Here is a 15817-nt window from a genome sequence, read left to right on the forward strand (position 1 = left end):
ATCTTCCAGAGCCTGTCAGGTTCAGATTGAACCTGACAGGTTCAGATTTCTTTGTTTTCGTTTGTTCTTCGGGAAAACCGGATGCCACTTTTCCCCAACAAACTCTAAGCGCCAGCGGAGTTGCGAATGACATCAACCTCGGCCACTTCCTCCCCGATATGCCACATCGTCATGTGGAATGCTGCCGGTGCGACACCCGCTGAAAAGGCAGGCAATATCGCAACCATCATGCGCGAATTCCAAGGGCTGAAAGGGAAAATTCCGGGTATGATCAAGCTGGAGGTTGGGGTTGATACCAGCCGCATCTCTTATGCGTGTGATGTTGTTCTCGTCACAGAGTTCGAAAGCCAGGCCGCGCTTGATGCCTATGCCACCCATCCGGCCCATCTTGCGGTGCGCGACCGGCTGGAAGGCTTGCGCATCGCCCGCCATCAGGTGGATTACCCCATGCACAACGCCGAGGTTGAACTGGTATGAGCACCCAAAACTTTACCTATACCGGCCACCCTGCCCGCGTCATTTTCGGCTTTGGCACCACAACACAATTGCCGGATGAGGTTGAGCGACTTTGCGCGCGCCGCGCACTGATCTTGTCAACGCCTGCGCAAACGTCGCAAGCGGAGCATTTGGCTGGCTTGCTTGGTGCCACCTGTGTCGGCATCTTCTCTGGTGCTGTCATGCACACGCCTGTTGATGTGAGCGAGCATGCTGTCAGCCTTGCAAAAGAGGTGGGTGCCGATGTTGTGGTGGGCGTTGGTGGTGGCTCTACCACCGGGCTTGCCAAGGCCATTGCGCTGCGCACCGATCTTGCGCAAATCATTCTGCCCACCACCTATGCCGGATCAGAAATGACACCGATTCTGGGTGAAACCAGCGATGGTGCCAAGCGCACACAAACCACGCTGAAAGTTCTGCCCGAAGTGGTGATTTATGATGTGGACCAAACACTCGGCCTGCCGCCCGGCATTTCCGGCACCTCCGGCATCAATGCCATGGCCCATGCCGTTGAGGCCTTGTACGCCCGCGATAGCAATCCAGTGATTTCCAGCCTCGCGCTGCAAGCCATCAAGGCGCTAGCCGTGGCCTTGCCCAAAATTGCCAAAGACTCCACCGATCGGGATGCGCGTTTTGATGCGCTCTACGGGGCCTGGCTGTGTGGTATTTGTTTGGGCTCGGTGGGCATGGCGCTGCACCACAAGCTGTGTCACACACTCGGCGGCAGTTTTGATCTGCCCCATGCCGAAACCCACACGGTGATCCTGCCCCATGCGCTGGCCTATAATGCCCCGGCAATGCCCGAGGTCATGGTGGCACTTGAGGGGGTTTTAGGCCCTGATCCAGCGCTTGCCTTGCAGAAACTTGCGCGCAGCGTGAACGCGCCAACCAGCCTCAAAGAGATTGGAATGCCTGCTGATGGCGTGGAGCGGGCAGCTTTCATTGCCATGTCCAACAGCTATTGGAACCCACGGGCGCTTGAGATTTCGCAGATTCGCGATTTGATCGGGCGTGCCTATGAGGGAGCCCCGCCCCTCGCAACAGATCACTGACGAGGAACACGTGAACATCGGGAGGATGACACAATGAGCTATTTAACCGAGGAAACATCCGTTGATGTCGTCAATGGGCGCATGGGGGAGGAAACATCGCCGCGCCTGCGCCAGATTATGTCATCGCTCGTCAGCCATTTACATGACTTTATCCGTGACGTCGAATTGACGGAAGCAGAATGGGAAGTCGCCATCGATTTTCTGACCCGGACCGGGCAAATCTGTTCTGGCAACCGGCAGGAATTCATTCTTCTCTCCGACACGCTTGGCGTCTCCATGCTGGTGGATGCCATCAACAACCGGGCACCAACCGGTGCCACCGAAACCACCGTTTTTGGCCCCTTCCATGTTGACGGTGCCCCGGAGCGGGAGATGGGAGCCAATATCAGCCTTGATGGCAAGGGCGAGATTTGCCTCTACCAAGGCCGGGTGCTGGATCTGGACGGCAATCCCATCAAAGACGCACTGATTGATGTCTGGTCCGACAATGAAGACGGCTTCTACGATGTGCAGCAGCCCGGAATTCAGCCGCCTTTCAACAACCGCGGCGCTTTTCGAACCGGCGCTGATGGCCGCTATGCCTTCCGTGGCATCAAGCCGGTCTCCTACCCCATCCCCGATGATGGTCCGGTGGGCAAAATGCTGGCAGCGCTTGGCCGCCACCCTTGGCGGCCCGCCCATATGCATTTCATGGTCACGGCCCCCGGCTATCGCCGCGTCATCACCCATATTTTCGCAGCGGGAGACCAATATCTCGTTTCTGATGCCGTGTTTGGGGTCAAACAATCGCTGATCGTTTCGTTTGAGCCAGCAGATGGCGTCAACGAAGCATGGCATGCCGATTATGATTTTGTGCTGTGTCCAGCGCAACCGTGAACAACAAAGCCAAACGCCAGCACCGAGCATCATGAGGTGCTCCGATCATCACCAAAACCAACAATAAAAATTAAGCTCCAAAGGGACATAAAATGCACATTGCTCAACCTGATCTGGCCGTTGATACCATTGCGGCCTCCGTCTCCGAATTTTTAAAAGCGCCTTTGGCACTGATTGACGGCAAGTCCGTGACCGCGCAATCGGGCGAAACCTATCCTGTTTACAATCCTGCCACCGGCGAAGTGCTGGCACATCTGCCCGCCTGCAATGCGGCGGATGTGGATCTGGCCGTGCGCGCTGCACAGGCTGCCTTTGAGGGTCCGTGGTCAAAGCTTCTTCCGGCGCAGCGGCAGGGCATATTGCTCAAACTGGCCGATTTGATTGAGGCCAATGGCGAGGAACTGGCACAGTTGGAAACGCTGAACCAAGGCAAATCCATCATGCTGTCGCGGCTGATCGAGGTTCAGTCTTCTGCCGAATATTTCCGCTATATGGCGGGCTGGGCCACCAAGATTGAAGGCTCGACGCTGGATGTGTCCATCGCCATTCCACCCGGCATGAAATATCAGGCCTTTACCCGCAAGGAAGCCGTTGGCGTTGTGGCCGCCGTAACGCCGTGGAACTTCCCGCTCAATATGGCAGTCTGGAAGCTTGCGCCAGCATTGGCCGCTGGCTGCACCGTGGTTTTGAAACCGGCAGAAGAAACGCCGCTCACCTCCATTCGTCTGGCCCAGCTTTGCCTTGAAGCTGGTATTCCTGAAGGGGTTGTCAATGTCGTCACCGGCATGGGTGAGGCTGTGGGCGCACCGCTGGTTGCCCATCCCGGCGTTGCCAAAATCACCTTCACCGGCTCAACCGAGACCGGCAAGCTGATTGGCATTCAGGCCATGCGCGACATGAAGCGCGTCACGCTTGAGCTGGGCGGCAAAGCCCCGATGGTGATGTTTGATGATATGGATCTTGAGCTTTTGGGGGCGGCTGCCGGCATTGGTGCCTTCTTCAACACCGGACAAACCTGCTGCGCAGGCACCCGTATTTATGTGCAAAAAGGCATTTACGAAAAGGTTCTCGAGGTTGTAACCGGCATTACCCGCAGCCTTGCCATTGGCTCTGGCCTTGATCCGCGCAACCAGATCAATCCGGTTGTCTCGGCGCGCCATCAGGCCCATGTCAAAGCCTGCATCGCCCGTGGCATTGAGCAGGGCGCAACCCCGCTGATTGGCGCGCAAGCACCGGAGAAAGGCTATTATGTCTCACCTGAGCTTTTCACCGATGTGCGTCAGGATATGGCGCTGATGCAGGATGAAATCTTCGGCCCGGTGGTGACAATCACACCGTTCAGCGATCCGGACGAGGCCATCCGCCTTGCCAACGACACCAAATTTGGCCTGAGCGCGTCGCTTTGGACCAATGATTTGAACAAGGTTATGCGCTACGTGCCAAAGCTTCAGGCCGGGACGGTCTGGGTCAACAGCCACAACATTCCCGACCAGAACATGCCCTTTGGCGGCATGAAACAATCGGGCATTGGCCGCGAGCATGGCAGCGGTGCCCTCGACAATTATCTTGAAACCAAGTCGGTGTGCGTCGCTTACCGCTAACCATTGATAAGCAGGCGGGCGCAAATGTCCGACCTGCCTTTGTCCACGCTCCATCGTGAATTTGCTCCAACGCTCCGGCCTTCCACCGCCGGGGCGCGTGGTGCTTGTGCTTTTCTACCAAGGTCAAAGTCTAACAAACAGAAGCCTTCCCTCGGCCTCCTCCCGGACACGAGGGACAAGGACTTCAAAAAGGGGAACAAGAATGACAAAGATTGCCGCATTTCCCATCATCAATGTCTCAGGAGACGAATTTGATTACATCGTATGCGGTGCAGGTGCCGCAGGCTGTGCCCTTGCGGCGCGGCTGAGTGCAGACCCCAATGTCAGCGTTTTGCTGATCGAGGGTGGCCACGGCGATACGCCAGACATGGTCTCAACCCCCTTGCGCACCATTGAAATCTGGAATTCGGATTACGACTGGGGCTATTCAACTGTCCCGCAAAAGCACTGCCACAATCGCCAGATCTATTGGCCGCGCGGCAAGGTGATGGGTGGCTCTTCCTCCATGAATGGCATGATTTACGTGCGCGGCCATGCCATGGATTATGACATGTGGGCGCATCTGGGCAATCATGGTTGGGATTGGGCCAGTGTGCTTCCCTATTTCAAGCAAGTGGAAGATTTTGACAGGGGTGCCGACGCCTATCACGGCGTGGGCGGGCCAATGCATGTCACCACCGATTACAAGGCGCATCCGCTCATGGACGCCTTGATTGATGCCGCCGTGCAGGCGGGCATTCCCTTTAATCCGGATTATAATGGCGCATCGCTGGATGGCATCAGCCGCATTCAGTTCAACATTTCCAAGGGCAAGCGGGTATCCACCGCCGCAGGCTTTCTGGAACCGGTGCGCGGACGCTCTAATCTCACGGTGGCACCATCAACGCGGGTGGAAAAGCTGATCATTGAAAAAGGCCGCGTCACCGGCGTACACTGCGTGCGCGGTGCGGAGCGATTTGATGTGGGTGTTCGCTTTGAGGCGGTGCTTTCGGCTGGTACGCTGGAAAGCCCGCGCATCTTGATGCTCTCCGGCATTGGCCCGAAAGCCCATCTGGCAGAATTTGACATTGAAACAAAGGTCGATCTTGCCGGCGTTGGGCAAAACCTGCACGACCACACATTCCTGCCAATGGTGTTCGAAGCCCGCGCGGATTATCCCTTCCCTGATGATCCATCCCTGCCGCCTATGCAGGTACATATGTTCTTGAAATCTCATCCAGATATCGCTGTGGCCGATATTCAGCCGCTGTTCTTTTCCGTACCCGCCTACGCGCCGGGGCAAAGCGGGCCAATGAATGCATTCACCCTTCATGCCGGGGGCATTCGGCCAACCTCGCGCGGTGAACTCAAGCTGACGGGCACCGATGTCAATGATCCCTTGCATCTCGATCCCAATCTGCTGGCAACCGATTATGACGTGAAAACGCTGATCACATCCATGCGCCAGATCCGCGAGATAGCGGCGCAACCGGCGCTGAAAGATTGGGTCAAGGGAGAGGTCTATCCTGGTCCAAAGCGCAATAACGACGAGAGCCTGGCCGATTATGCCCGATCAGCTGTCGGCAGTTATCACCATCAGGTCGGCACCTGTGCCATGGGTGTGACGGCCCAATCGGTGGTTGATCCGCAATTGCGGGTCTATGGCGTGAAAGGCTTGCGGGTTGCCGATGCCTCCATCATGCCTTTCGTGCCATCGGGCAATACCGCTGCACCCTCGGTGATGATTGGCACAAAGGCTGGCGACATGATGGCCGCCGCCCATAACTAACCAAAAATTGCGTTGCTGCATGATGTCCTATGCAGCAACGCTTGTACTTTGAAAAACGCGTGGCGTTATCGTTAGGGCTGCATCAGCATCGATTTTGATGGATAATCCGACGCCCATGTGGCTGGCAGCGGTGCAACAAAGACATTTTCGGTGCGCGTGCGGGTGATTTTCCACACACCATCAGGTTCTTTGCGGAAGGTGTTGTTGAGGCGCGACGAGCGCAAAAGCGCCTTGCCATCTGAAAACAACCAGGGCTGCATATGCACCCATTGGCCGTCAGCAGTAGTTCCATTCTCATGGATGTGGATTTGCTCGGATGTCAGGTAGTGACAATTCAAGATCAGCGCCGGATCTTTCTTACCACCCCAGAAGCCTTCAAAATGGCGACGAATGGCGGCCGCACCATCGGCCTTGCCGAATTGATTGGTGTAATATTCGCCAACGCCTTCCCACACGGCATCCTCGGTGTAAAGTTCCATGATGCGGTCGATGCGCTGGGCATCGTCCTCAACACCATATTCCGGGTTGGGCGTATCGCACAAAAACATATACCGGGCCTGAATGCGGCGAATGTCGGCTTCTGCTTCAAGGACTTCTATACGATGAATCAAGCTCGCAAGGTCGGTTTGGCTGGTCATGAAAAGTTCCCTGTTTAAATGTGTTCTCTTGCTGTGGTGAAGGCCCATGCGCTGCAGAGCGTGTGCTCAAACAAGGGCGGCGTGGTGATAAGATGCCGGGGTGGCCTACACGAAGCCTAATACAGGTTCGGCACCGGTCAAGCGGTAATATTCACGCAATCAGGCGTCATTCTGTCTAAATGCCCGTAAGTGCCTGTTACCAAGCGCAATCACACTCTTTGCTGTGGGTCAGAAACTGTTTTTCAGATTCCGCAACAGTATTACATGAATATTCATGTTATCGTCCCATCACCAAAATCAAGCATCTCCGTCAGGCCAGCAACGCCCAACCGGTGCCAAAATTTGAACTTTGTCAGTCTCTTGCGCCCGGCCCGCAGCACACGCGGGGCGGCCAATCTGCGTTTAAATGTCTGAAATAACGAAATAAAATTAAAAATCTTCACTGTTTTCCAATTGACAAGCTGCAATTTTACGGTAATTTTACTGCAATAAAAGGGAACCGGCCATAAGGCTGATAAACAATGGTGCATCATGAGCATTCCAGCAGAAAGCCATCTGGCGTTCATCGCCACATTTACGCTTGGTGATCCGCAAGGTCCTTGCGTGGCTGTCAAAGACTGTATCGACATTGCCAGCATGGTGACCCGCTGCGGCTGCGAAGCGCTGAACACTGCGCCGCCTGCCATCGCCAATGCCCCGGTGATTGATCACATGCTGGAATCCGGCTGCCAGATCATTGGCAAAACGCGGATGCACGAGCTGGCCTATGGCATGACCGGCATCAATGTTTTTGAGGGAACACCAATCAACCCGAACTGGCCCGACCGTATCCCCGGTGGCTCCTCCTCCGGCTCGGCTGTGGCCGCCGCTGCTGGAGTGGTGGATTTTGCCATCGGTACAGACACCGGTGGCTCGGTTCGCCAACCTGCCATCTGTTGCGGGGTTATTGGTTTCAAGCCAAGTTTTGGACGGGTTGATCGCACAGGTGCCCAACCTGCTCAAAGCTCGCTCGACAGCATTGGCCCCTTCGCCCGGACAATGTCGATGATCGAGCGGGCCATGGTAGCGATTGATCCGACATTTCAGATTGAGCATCTGGATCATGCGCCCCGCATTGCCCGGCTCACCATTGACGACAAGATTGATCCACGCATGGCTGAAGCCGCAATGGCGGTGCGGGCAGGGGACGGCAGTGTGATTGACACTGTCGAGCTGGATTTGCTCGACGACGCCTTTTGCGCAGGCATGACCATTATTGCCCGCGAAACGCTTCTGGCCAATGCACACCTGCTTGATGCTGGTGCCCCCTTGGGTGAGGATGTGCGCAAACGCCTTGAAGGGGCCCGCGCTGTCACAGATGCGGAGATGACTGCCGCTGAACATATCAGGCAGCGTTTTATCGCCCAGGTTGATGCCATTCTCGAAAACCATGACGTTCTTTTGACACCCGCCATGCCGATTGTGCCGCCATTGCTCTCAGAGGCGCGCGATCCGTCCAAGGTTCTGACGCTGACCCGCTATTTGCGTCCATTCAATCTTTCCGGCCATCCGGCCATCGTTTTGCCCACTAAGACGGCAGACGGCCTGCCTTCAGGCGTCCAGCTTGTTGCCCGCAAAGGGCAGGACGCCCGTCTTTGCGCCGTTGCCCGCTGGCTCATTGAAACAAATCTGATTTTTCAGACGGAGGAATAACACCATGAATTCCCATAACCCGCCTGCACCGGGGGCCGCTCTTGAGGCCCTGAAGACTGAAATCGTCCAAAGACGAGAGGAATTTCAGGCCCTGCGTCATATTCCGCTCGATATCGTGCGGAAATTTCAAGACATCGGCATTTATCGCGCTTTTGTACCAACCCGCTTTGGTGGCGACAATATTTCGCCGCAGGCTTTCTGTCGGCTGATTGAAGAAATCTCGATGGCCGATGCCTCGGCCGGTTGGGTTGCAAGTTTCGGCGTTTCGGCCACTTATCTTGCATCTTTGCCACCCGAAACCTATGCCAAAATCTATGGTGCTGATCCCAACACCGTGTTTTCCGGCGCAATGTTTCCGCCATGGCCTGCCCGCACCACGCCTCAAGGCTTTGAAGTCAGCGGCCGCTGGCCATGGGGCTCGGGCGTCATGGGCGCATCGATTGTGGGTGCCGGTATTAAAGTTGAGGGTGAGAACAATCCTCTGCCGCGCACTGCCGTTATGCCGCGTGATAAAATCACCGTTGACGAAACCTGGGATACCATGGGTCTGCGGGCAACCGGCAGCCACGATATTGTTGCCGACAAGGTGATTGTGCCGGAAGAATGGACCTTCATTCGCGGTGGCAAGCCGCAGCAGGATGATACCATCTTCCGCTATCCCGCCATGGCGCTGGCAGCGCAGGTGCTGGCTGTTGTGGCCCTTGGCACAGCGCGGTCCGCGCTTGATTGGGTGCGCAACAATGCCATCAGCCGCGCCTCGGTCACCGGTGCACCAAGCCCGGCCGCGCGTGCCTATATCCAGATTGATTATGCCAAGGCTGAAGGTGTGCTGATGGGGGCAAGATCTGCCTTCTACGACGCCATCGAACATGGCTGGGAGCAGATGCAAACCAAGGGCGAGGTTGATCGCCCGACCATGATCCGGCTGCGCCATGCCGCCTCCAAAGCCGCGCAAGATGGCGCTGAAGCCGCTCGCCTTGCCTTTGTGATGGGTGGCTCGGAAGCCATGGCCACCGGCCATCCGCTTGGGCGTGCGATGATTGATGCAGCCTGCGTTGCCCAGCACGCCTTTATCAATTCCGGCTCCTGGCAGGCCGCCGGAGCCGCGCTTTTTGAGCAGCCGACACCGGCTGGTTATCCATGATTGTTGTAACTTGAGGATTTTATGATGACAGAACCGACACCCATCCGCACGCTTCTGTGCCTGGCCGTGCAGCCCGCGTTTTTCGATCTTCCGTTCAACAAGATCGGTCCGGTCTGGAAGGGTACGCAGGAATTCATGAGCGGGGTTGCCAAGCTTGACGGCGTCACTGTTTTGGGAACGCTGGATGACGACCAGACGCAAGTGGGCACCTCACCCTCCTTTCCCTGGACCTGGTATATGATGTGCGATTTCCCAGACCGCCAGTCTGTGATTGCCGCCTGCAATCTGCTGCGCACCATTGTGGTCGATGAGGATGACCACCGGCTTTGGAAATATATGCGCGTTGAAGCCCGCATGGGCCGAGCGCTGACCATTCCAGACCTATGAATTTGCGCCAGACCTATCAATTTTGCGAGAGGAACAACCAATGTCGCAAGCACAGATGAAATTCAGCGATCTGGACGCGCTCTATTCGCCAGATGCCAAAGTGGCAACCTCCATGTACGAAGATCCAGACCTCTTCAAAGAAGAGATGCAGCGGATTTTTCACAACACTTGGGTTTGGGTGGCCCATCAGAGCGAGGTGCCTGAAAAGGGATCGTTCAAACTCTCAACCGTCGGTCAGGATCCTGTGATCGTCGTGCGCGATCGCAAGGACCAGATCCACGTCATGGTCAACCGGTGTCGCCACAGGGCGGCCACCGTCTGTGAGGTCAAGAAGGGCAAAACCTCGTCTTTCCAATGCCCTTACCATGGCTGGGGCTATGGTCTGGATGGTTCCTTGCGCGCACTTCCCTACCCTGAGCAATATGGCGATGACTTTGATAAGGAAAGCCACGGCTTACGCAAACTGCGCACCGAGAGCTATGGCGGCATGATTTTTGCCACCTTCAACGAGGACATTGAGCCGCTGGCGGATTTTCTCGGCCCGGTGAAGAAATGGATCGACCTGTTTATGAAGCAGGGCGGTGGTTTTCCGGTCAAGGTTTTGGGCGAGCATCAGTTCAGCGTGCCCATGAACTGGAAGGTTCAGCTGGAAAACACCACAGATGCCTATCACTTCCCGGTGGTGCACAAGAGCTTCCTTCAGTCGCTCGATGGCCAGACCAACGAGATTTTCCAGTTTCTCGAAACGGGAAAAGGCTGCGTTGAAGACCTCGGCAATGGCCATTCCGTGATGGTAATGATCCCCGAACTGGTGGATCTCGATGAAAATCTCGACGATCCTATCCCGGACCGTTTCGAAGAGCTGGCGCAAGAGCTGCGCGATGAGGGCTATCCGGACGATCAGGTGCGCAAGATCGTGCGTGCCGTCGGCGGCGCAGGCTTTAACCTCAACCTGTTTCCCAATGTGTCGTTTTCGCTGTCTTTCTTCCGCGTTTTGACACCGATCTCAGTGAATAAAACCGATGTCCGTCACATTGCCCTTGGCATGGAGGGCGGCCCGGCTGCGGCCAACCGCATGCGTCTGCGCCTGCATGAGCATTTTCAAGGCCCGATGGGCTTTGGCTCACCAGATGATGCCGAAGTGTGGGAGCGCGTGCAGCGCGGAACCCAAGGCGGTGAAGAGCTGAAGATTCTGGTCAATCGCGGCATCATTGATGAAACCCCCGGCGAGGCTGGCCCCATTGGCCACATCAGCGCGGAAACCGGAATGCGCGCCGCTTATGCGATGTGGAAGAGGATGATGTCGGTATGAACATGATCACGACAATCAAAGACGATGCGCTTTTGCAAAAGGTCAGCGCTTTTCTGTGGGCTGAAGCCGATCTGCTGGATGGCAAAAACTATGACGCCTGGCTGGCGCTCTGGCTCAAAGATGGCATGTATACGCTGCCCATCGGCGACACCGAGGATTTCGACAATGCGCTGAACCTGTGCCACGACAACGATAAAATGCGCCGTGAGCGGATCAAGCGCTTTCAGCAAGGGTTCTCGATCTCGTCGGCACCGCCTGCCAAAACCATCCGAACCGTGTCACGCTTTGTCATCACCCATGTTGAGGGTGATGAGGTGACGGTGACCAGCGCCGAACATGTGATTGAAGACAAGTTTGGCAGACAGCGCGTTTGGGCTGCGAACATGACCCACACGCTGGTCATGGCCACAGACGGCTTTAAAATCCGCACCAAAGTGGTGCGCCTTCTCAACTCGGATGGGATGCTGAATTCGTTCAGCTATTTGTTCTAATGGTAGCGCCCCTTCCCGAAAAAATCCAGACCGCCGTTGTCACGGGTGCGGCCCGTGGCGTGGGGGCCGAAATTGCCAGAGCATTGCACCGCGCAGGCTTCCGGGTTGTCATTTCCGATCTTGATGCGGATGCAGGCTCAGCCCTTGCCTCCGAGCTGGATCTGGCCGGTGAAACGGCGGTGACCGCAACGCTTGATGTCAGCAAGCCCGAGGATTTTCAAACCATCCTTGATCGCTGTATCGAGCGTTGGGGCTCGGTGGAAGTGCTGGTCAACAATGCCGCACGCACCGCCGTCAAACCTCTGCTCGATATTGATCCTGCGGATTTCAACGCCATTCTGACCACCAATGCTGGCGGCACCTTTGCCGGTAGCCAAATTTTTGGCCGCCACTTCAAACAGCGTGGCTATGGCCGGATCATCAATCTCGCGTCACTTGCGGGTCAAAATGGCGGCACCGCCACAGGTGCCCATTACGCCGCCTCCAAGGGTGCCATTTTGACGCTGACCAAAGTGTTTGCCCGTGATCTGGCTCCCTTCGGTGTCACCTGCAACGCCATTGCCCCCGGGCCCATGGATACGCCCATGGTCCGCTCGGTGATCACACCGGATAAAATGCAGGCGGCGCTGGCCAATATTCCGGTGGGAGAGCTGGGGGATCCGGCCTTCGTGGCCGAATTGGTGGCACTGCTGGCAGGCCCTAAAGCAAGTTTCGTCAATGGCGCCTGCTGGGACGTCAATGGCGGCCTCTATATGAGATAAGGTGGAATTATGGCCTCGAACATGATGAAATTGACGGTTGCCAAACGGATCGAAGAGCCGGGCGGCATTGTGCGCTTGACGCTCGTTGACGCTTCCGGTGCGGCCCTGCCCGCATTTGAGGCTGGCGCTCATCTCGATCTGCATCTTCAGGATGGGCAGATTGATCTTTGGCGGCAATATTCACTGTGTTCGGACCCGCAGGAGCAAAGCTTCTACGAAATCGGTGTTCTGCTCGATCCCAAATCGCGCGGCGGTTCCATCGCCGTGCATCGCCTCGCAACGGTGGGTGCGCAGTTTGACGTTGAAGGCCCGCGCAATCATTTTCCGCTGGATGAAACGGCGCGCAAAACCGTATTGCTGGGCGGTGGCATTGGCATCACGCCCATGCTGGCCATGGCGCAGCGGCTTCATCGCCTTGGCCGCGATTTCACCTTGCATTTTTGCACGCGCTCAAGCGAGGTTACCGCCTTTAAAACCATGATTGCCGATGCCCCTTGGGCCTCAAACGTTGTGTTTCACTTCGATGATCAGGCGGAAGAGCAGCGCCTCAATCTGAAACGCGATCTGCCGCCGCCTGCAAAAGATGTGCATCTCTACGTCTGCGGCCCGCAAGGGTTTATGGATTGGGTGATCAACACCGCAGAAGCCGCAGGCCATGCCTCCGCCAACGTCCACCGCGAATATTTCTCGGCGGATGTCGACCAATCGGGCGACGGATTTGATGTTGTGGCCAAACGATCCGGCATCACGGTGCGGGTGGAGGCTGGCAACACCATTGCCAAGGCACTCGCACAGGCCGGGGTCAAAATTGAAGTGAAATGTGAAGAAGGTGTCTGCGGCACCTGCGTGACCGACGTTCTGGAAGGCACTCCCGATCATCGCGACAAATTCCTGACCGACGAAGAACGAGAAGAAGGCACGATGATCTGTGCCTGCTGCTCACGCGCATCCTCCTCAACTCTGGTATTGGACATTTGATCATGACAACTCCACAGACTGCACCCGAAATTTCGCCCAAGGCCCAGGCATTTCGCGACGGCATGAGCCGCCTGGGTGCGGCGGTCAATATTGTCACCACCGATGGCCCGGCAGGCCGCCACGGCTTGACCGTTTCCGCCGTATGCTCGGTCACGGATACCCCACCAACCTTGCTGGTTTGCATCAACAAAAGCAGCCACGCACACAATGCCTTTGTCGAAAACAAGGTGCTTTGCGTCAACGTGCTCAGCCCCAGCCATGAAGAGCTGTCGCGCGCCTTTGCCCGCTGGACCGGCGAAGACCGGTTCGCAAAAACCGAGTGGCATAGCAACGGCACCGGCGCACCCGTGCTGGCCGACGCAGCCGTGGCCTTTGATTGTCGTATTGTCGAATGTCAAACCCGCGGCACCCATACCGTATTTTTCTGCGAGGTGATGGCAACCGAACTGGCTGAAGGCAATACGGATGGTCTGGTGTGGTTTAGCCGCCGCTTTCACCCGCTGGAAGCCTCATAATCCAACCCGCTTGCAGAGCAATGTAAAAGCAACTTTTCGCCACAGCATAAGTATATCGGCGTGGCGCGCTTGAATATCCAGATCGCTATGCGTTTTATAAAAACGCATAAAGAACAATCTAACGCGTTAGATCAGCTGCATAATGTCCGTCTCAAATCGACTGCGGTTTAAGGAATTATGCGCAGGTGATCCCTGACAAGCGGAAAAGTGTGGATGCGTCAGCATCTGCTGTTCCGCAGCGGGCGACGATTTCGTCTCAATTATTAGCACAAAAATGTTTTCCAAAAAACGCAAAAATCTTCTGCGCATCAACGTGCTAGCCTTCATTTACAGGCGATCACGAAAACTTGAAAAGGGTTTCGATGAGATGCCAGAAACGAAAATCGGCAATCTGTCTCGTTCACGCTCAACATGACGGAGGCACGCTGATTTCAAGACGCTCAAAAACAACAATCAGATCACAAACTGATAGGGGAACACAATGTCACGACTTCCACGCATTAACACATATATTTCTTTTGGCTTGGCAATTCTATCGGGCATGACGACACTTACATTGTCGACAGCCGCATTTGCTGAGGATAATCTTCGCTCCCTGACCGTCTTTCCCTCAAGCGATGCCACGGCACAGCTGTATGAGCGCTTCGTCAAGCTGGTAAATGAGCGCGGCAAAGGCAAGATCAAGATTTCGGTGGTCGGTGGGCCAGAGATTGTGCCCGGTTTTCAGCAAACAGAAGCGGTTGCGCGTGGCTCAATCGATATGACCTACGCACCGATCAGCTATTCATTGGGCAGCATGCCGGAGGCTGATGCCTGGGTTGGCAGCAATCTGCCTCCAAGTGTTCAGCGCGAAAACGGTGGCTTTGCCCTGTTTCAGGAAATTGCCGCAAAGCGCTTGAAAATCCACGTGCTGGCACGCTTTGCACCAGCGGCTCCGCTGAATGTGTTTTTGATCAATACGCCAAAGTTCAAGGCGGATGGCGAAATTGATCTTTCGGGCCTGCGCTTGCGCGCATCGCCGCTCTACAATGCATTCTTTGAAAAAATGGGCGCAACGCCGGTCACGATTCCAGTGCCCGATGTTTACACAGGTCTGGAGCGCGGCACCTTTGACGGCATGGCCTATCCTCCCTCCGCCATGGAAGGCTGGTCGTGGGATCGCTTCTTGAAATACCGCATCGAGCCGGGTTTCATGCAATCCGACCTCGGCATTTACGTCAACCCTACCAAATGGGCGGCATTGAGCGCCGACTCCCAGAAAATCCTCACCGACACGGCGGTGGAGTTTGAAGGCTCCTCCTACAAGGAGTGGCAGGATGTGACGACCACCATGAATGCCAAGTTTGACAAGCAGGGAATGAAAGCAATCGTTCTTGAGGGGGCCGCCCGCGATGCCTATCTCAAAACGGCCTATGATTCCGTCTGGAACCGGCTGAAGGCTTCAGGTTCGCCTGATTATGAGAAACTGCGCGCCCACTATTTCGCCGATTAAAGTTTGTCAGCGCCAATCTGACTCCGACAGACTCCACGCGCATTTTAACCCTTCATCCCGTAAGGCTGCCTGCTTCAGGCAGGTAGCCGTCTTTTGCGGAAGGCTTCTCCATGAAAACCATCCTATCCCTCTATGACCGGCTCATTTTTGCGCTGGCCTATATCGCGGCGGCAAGTCTGGCACTTGTCACCGTTATTGTCGCGCTCGACGTCATCATGCGCAATCTCAACATGCAAACACTGCGATGGATCAGCGCTGTCGTGGAATATGTTTTGCTGTTTTCCACCATGGCAGCGGCCCCATGGCTGGTGAGGATCAATGGCCATGTTTCGCTATCATCATTCGTCAACCTGATGCCACGACGCCTCCAGACCATTGTTGGTGAACTGGCTCTGGTCGTTTCCGCGCTTTCCTTGGCATTTCTGGGCATTATCTCCGCAGATCTCACCGTGCAGCGATGGATGGACGGCTCGGTGGACATGCGCTCGGTCAATCTGCCAGCATGGCTTCTCTATGCCTTTCTCGCTGTCGGCTTTGTGCTTATGGCTTGCGAATTTGTGCGCCTGCTGTTGCGCGGCGAGCTTTATAATGGCGCAGAGGGGAACCATTGACATG

General features: G+C 55.9%; 16 protein-coding genes. 15 read left to right on the forward strand and 1 reads right to left on the reverse strand.

The genetic code is table 11. The annotated features are described in order from the left end of the window. Positions 1–126: 126 nt before the first annotated feature. The 5 genes from BJF95_RS19675 (at position 127) to BJF95_RS19695 (ending at position 5792) form a co-directional block, all read left to right on the forward strand. Positions 127–477 (forward strand): Dabb family protein, encoded by a 351-nt coding sequence (locus BJF95_RS19675; protein ID WP_075641198.1) that lies wholly within the window; start codon positions 127–129, stop codon positions 475–477. Beyond that, on the forward strand, positions 474–1547 hold the full coding sequence (locus BJF95_RS19680; RefSeq protein ID WP_075641199.1) for a maleylacetate reductase: 1074 nt from the start codon (positions 474–476) through the stop codon (positions 1545–1547). The genes BJF95_RS19675 and BJF95_RS19680 overlap by 4 nt, the downstream gene beginning before the upstream one ends. Positions 1548–1580: 33 nt before the next feature. Continuing rightward, positions 1581–2423 carry an intradiol ring-cleavage dioxygenase gene (locus tag BJF95_RS19685; protein ID WP_075641200.1) on the forward strand — a complete coding sequence of 281 codons (843 nt, stop codon included), beginning with the start codon at positions 1581–1583 and terminating at the stop codon, positions 2421–2423. Between the two features lie 92 nt (positions 2424–2515). Further along, the gene (locus BJF95_RS19690; RefSeq protein ID WP_075641201.1) at positions 2516–4024 is read left to right on the forward strand and encodes an aldehyde dehydrogenase family protein; all 1509 of its coding nucleotides are present in this window, start codon (positions 2516–2518) and stop codon (positions 4022–4024) included. A gap of 202 nt (positions 4025–4226) precedes the next feature. Next, positions 4227–5792: a GMC family oxidoreductase gene (locus BJF95_RS19695; protein WP_075641202.1), complete on the forward strand. Its 1566-nt coding sequence runs from the start codon at positions 4227–4229 to the stop codon at positions 5790–5792. 71 nt (positions 5793–5863) lie between these two features. Here the strand turns inward: BJF95_RS19695 and BJF95_RS19700 are convergent, their stop codons facing one another. Beyond that, complete coding sequence (locus BJF95_RS19700) at positions 5864–6430, reverse strand: nuclear transport factor 2 family protein (RefSeq protein WP_075641203.1); 567 nt, start codon at positions 6428–6430, stop codon at positions 5864–5866. 531 nt (positions 6431–6961) lie between these two features. On the opposite strand from BJF95_RS19700, the gene BJF95_RS19705 reads away from it, so the two are divergent. The 10 genes from BJF95_RS19705 (at position 6962) to BJF95_RS19750 (ending at position 15813) form a co-directional block, all read left to right on the forward strand. After that, positions 6962–8122 (forward strand): amidase, encoded by a 1161-nt coding sequence (locus BJF95_RS19705; RefSeq protein ID WP_075641204.1) that lies wholly within the window; start codon positions 6962–6964, stop codon positions 8120–8122. Positions 8123–8126: 4 nt separating this feature from the next. Further along, complete coding sequence (locus BJF95_RS19710; protein ID WP_075641205.1) at positions 8127–9266, forward strand: acyl-CoA dehydrogenase family protein; 1140 nt, start codon at positions 8127–8129, stop codon at positions 9264–9266. A gap of 24 nt (positions 9267–9290) precedes the next feature. Then, a complete protein-coding gene (locus tag BJF95_RS19715; protein ID WP_075641251.1) occupies positions 9291–9653 on the forward strand; it encodes a hypothetical protein in 363 nt (120 codons plus the stop codon). Positions 9654–9693: 40 nt separating this feature from the next. Beyond that, on the forward strand, positions 9694–10965 hold the full coding sequence (locus BJF95_RS19720; protein ID WP_075641206.1) for an aromatic ring-hydroxylating oxygenase subunit alpha: 1272 nt from the start codon (positions 9694–9696) through the stop codon (positions 10963–10965). Continuing rightward, a complete protein-coding gene (locus BJF95_RS19725; RefSeq protein ID WP_075641207.1) occupies positions 10962–11456 on the forward strand; it encodes an aromatic-ring-hydroxylating dioxygenase subunit beta in 495 nt (164 codons plus the stop codon). The genes BJF95_RS19720 and BJF95_RS19725 overlap by 4 nt, the downstream gene beginning before the upstream one ends. Next, positions 11456–12217 (forward strand): SDR family NAD(P)-dependent oxidoreductase, encoded by a 762-nt coding sequence (locus BJF95_RS19730; RefSeq protein WP_075641208.1) that lies wholly within the window; start codon positions 11456–11458, stop codon positions 12215–12217. Before BJF95_RS19725 ends, BJF95_RS19730 begins: the two co-directional genes overlap by 1 nt. Before the next feature lie 9 nt (positions 12218–12226). Continuing rightward, positions 12227–13195, forward strand: coding sequence for a PDR/VanB family oxidoreductase (locus BJF95_RS19735; RefSeq protein ID WP_075641209.1), 969 nt, complete (start codon positions 12227–12229; stop codon positions 13193–13195). 2 nt (positions 13196–13197) lie between these two features. Next, positions 13198–13710, forward strand: coding sequence for a flavin reductase (locus tag BJF95_RS19740; protein WP_075641210.1), 513 nt, complete (start codon positions 13198–13200; stop codon positions 13708–13710). Positions 13711–14191: 481 nt separating this feature from the next. Next, entirely contained in the window at positions 14192–15202 is a 1011-nt protein-coding gene (gene dctP / locus BJF95_RS19745) for a TRAP transporter substrate-binding protein DctP (RefSeq protein WP_075641211.1), read from the forward strand. A gap of 110 nt (positions 15203–15312) precedes the next feature. Beyond that, complete coding sequence (locus tag BJF95_RS19750) at positions 15313–15813, forward strand: TRAP transporter small permease (RefSeq protein WP_075641212.1); 501 nt, start codon at positions 15313–15315, stop codon at positions 15811–15813. Positions 15814–15817 lie beyond the last annotated feature (4 nt).

The organism is Rhizobium oryziradicis, from assembly GCF_001939045.1.
Taxonomy (GTDB): domain Bacteria; phylum Pseudomonadota; class Alphaproteobacteria; order Rhizobiales; family Rhizobiaceae; genus Allorhizobium; species Allorhizobium oryziradicis.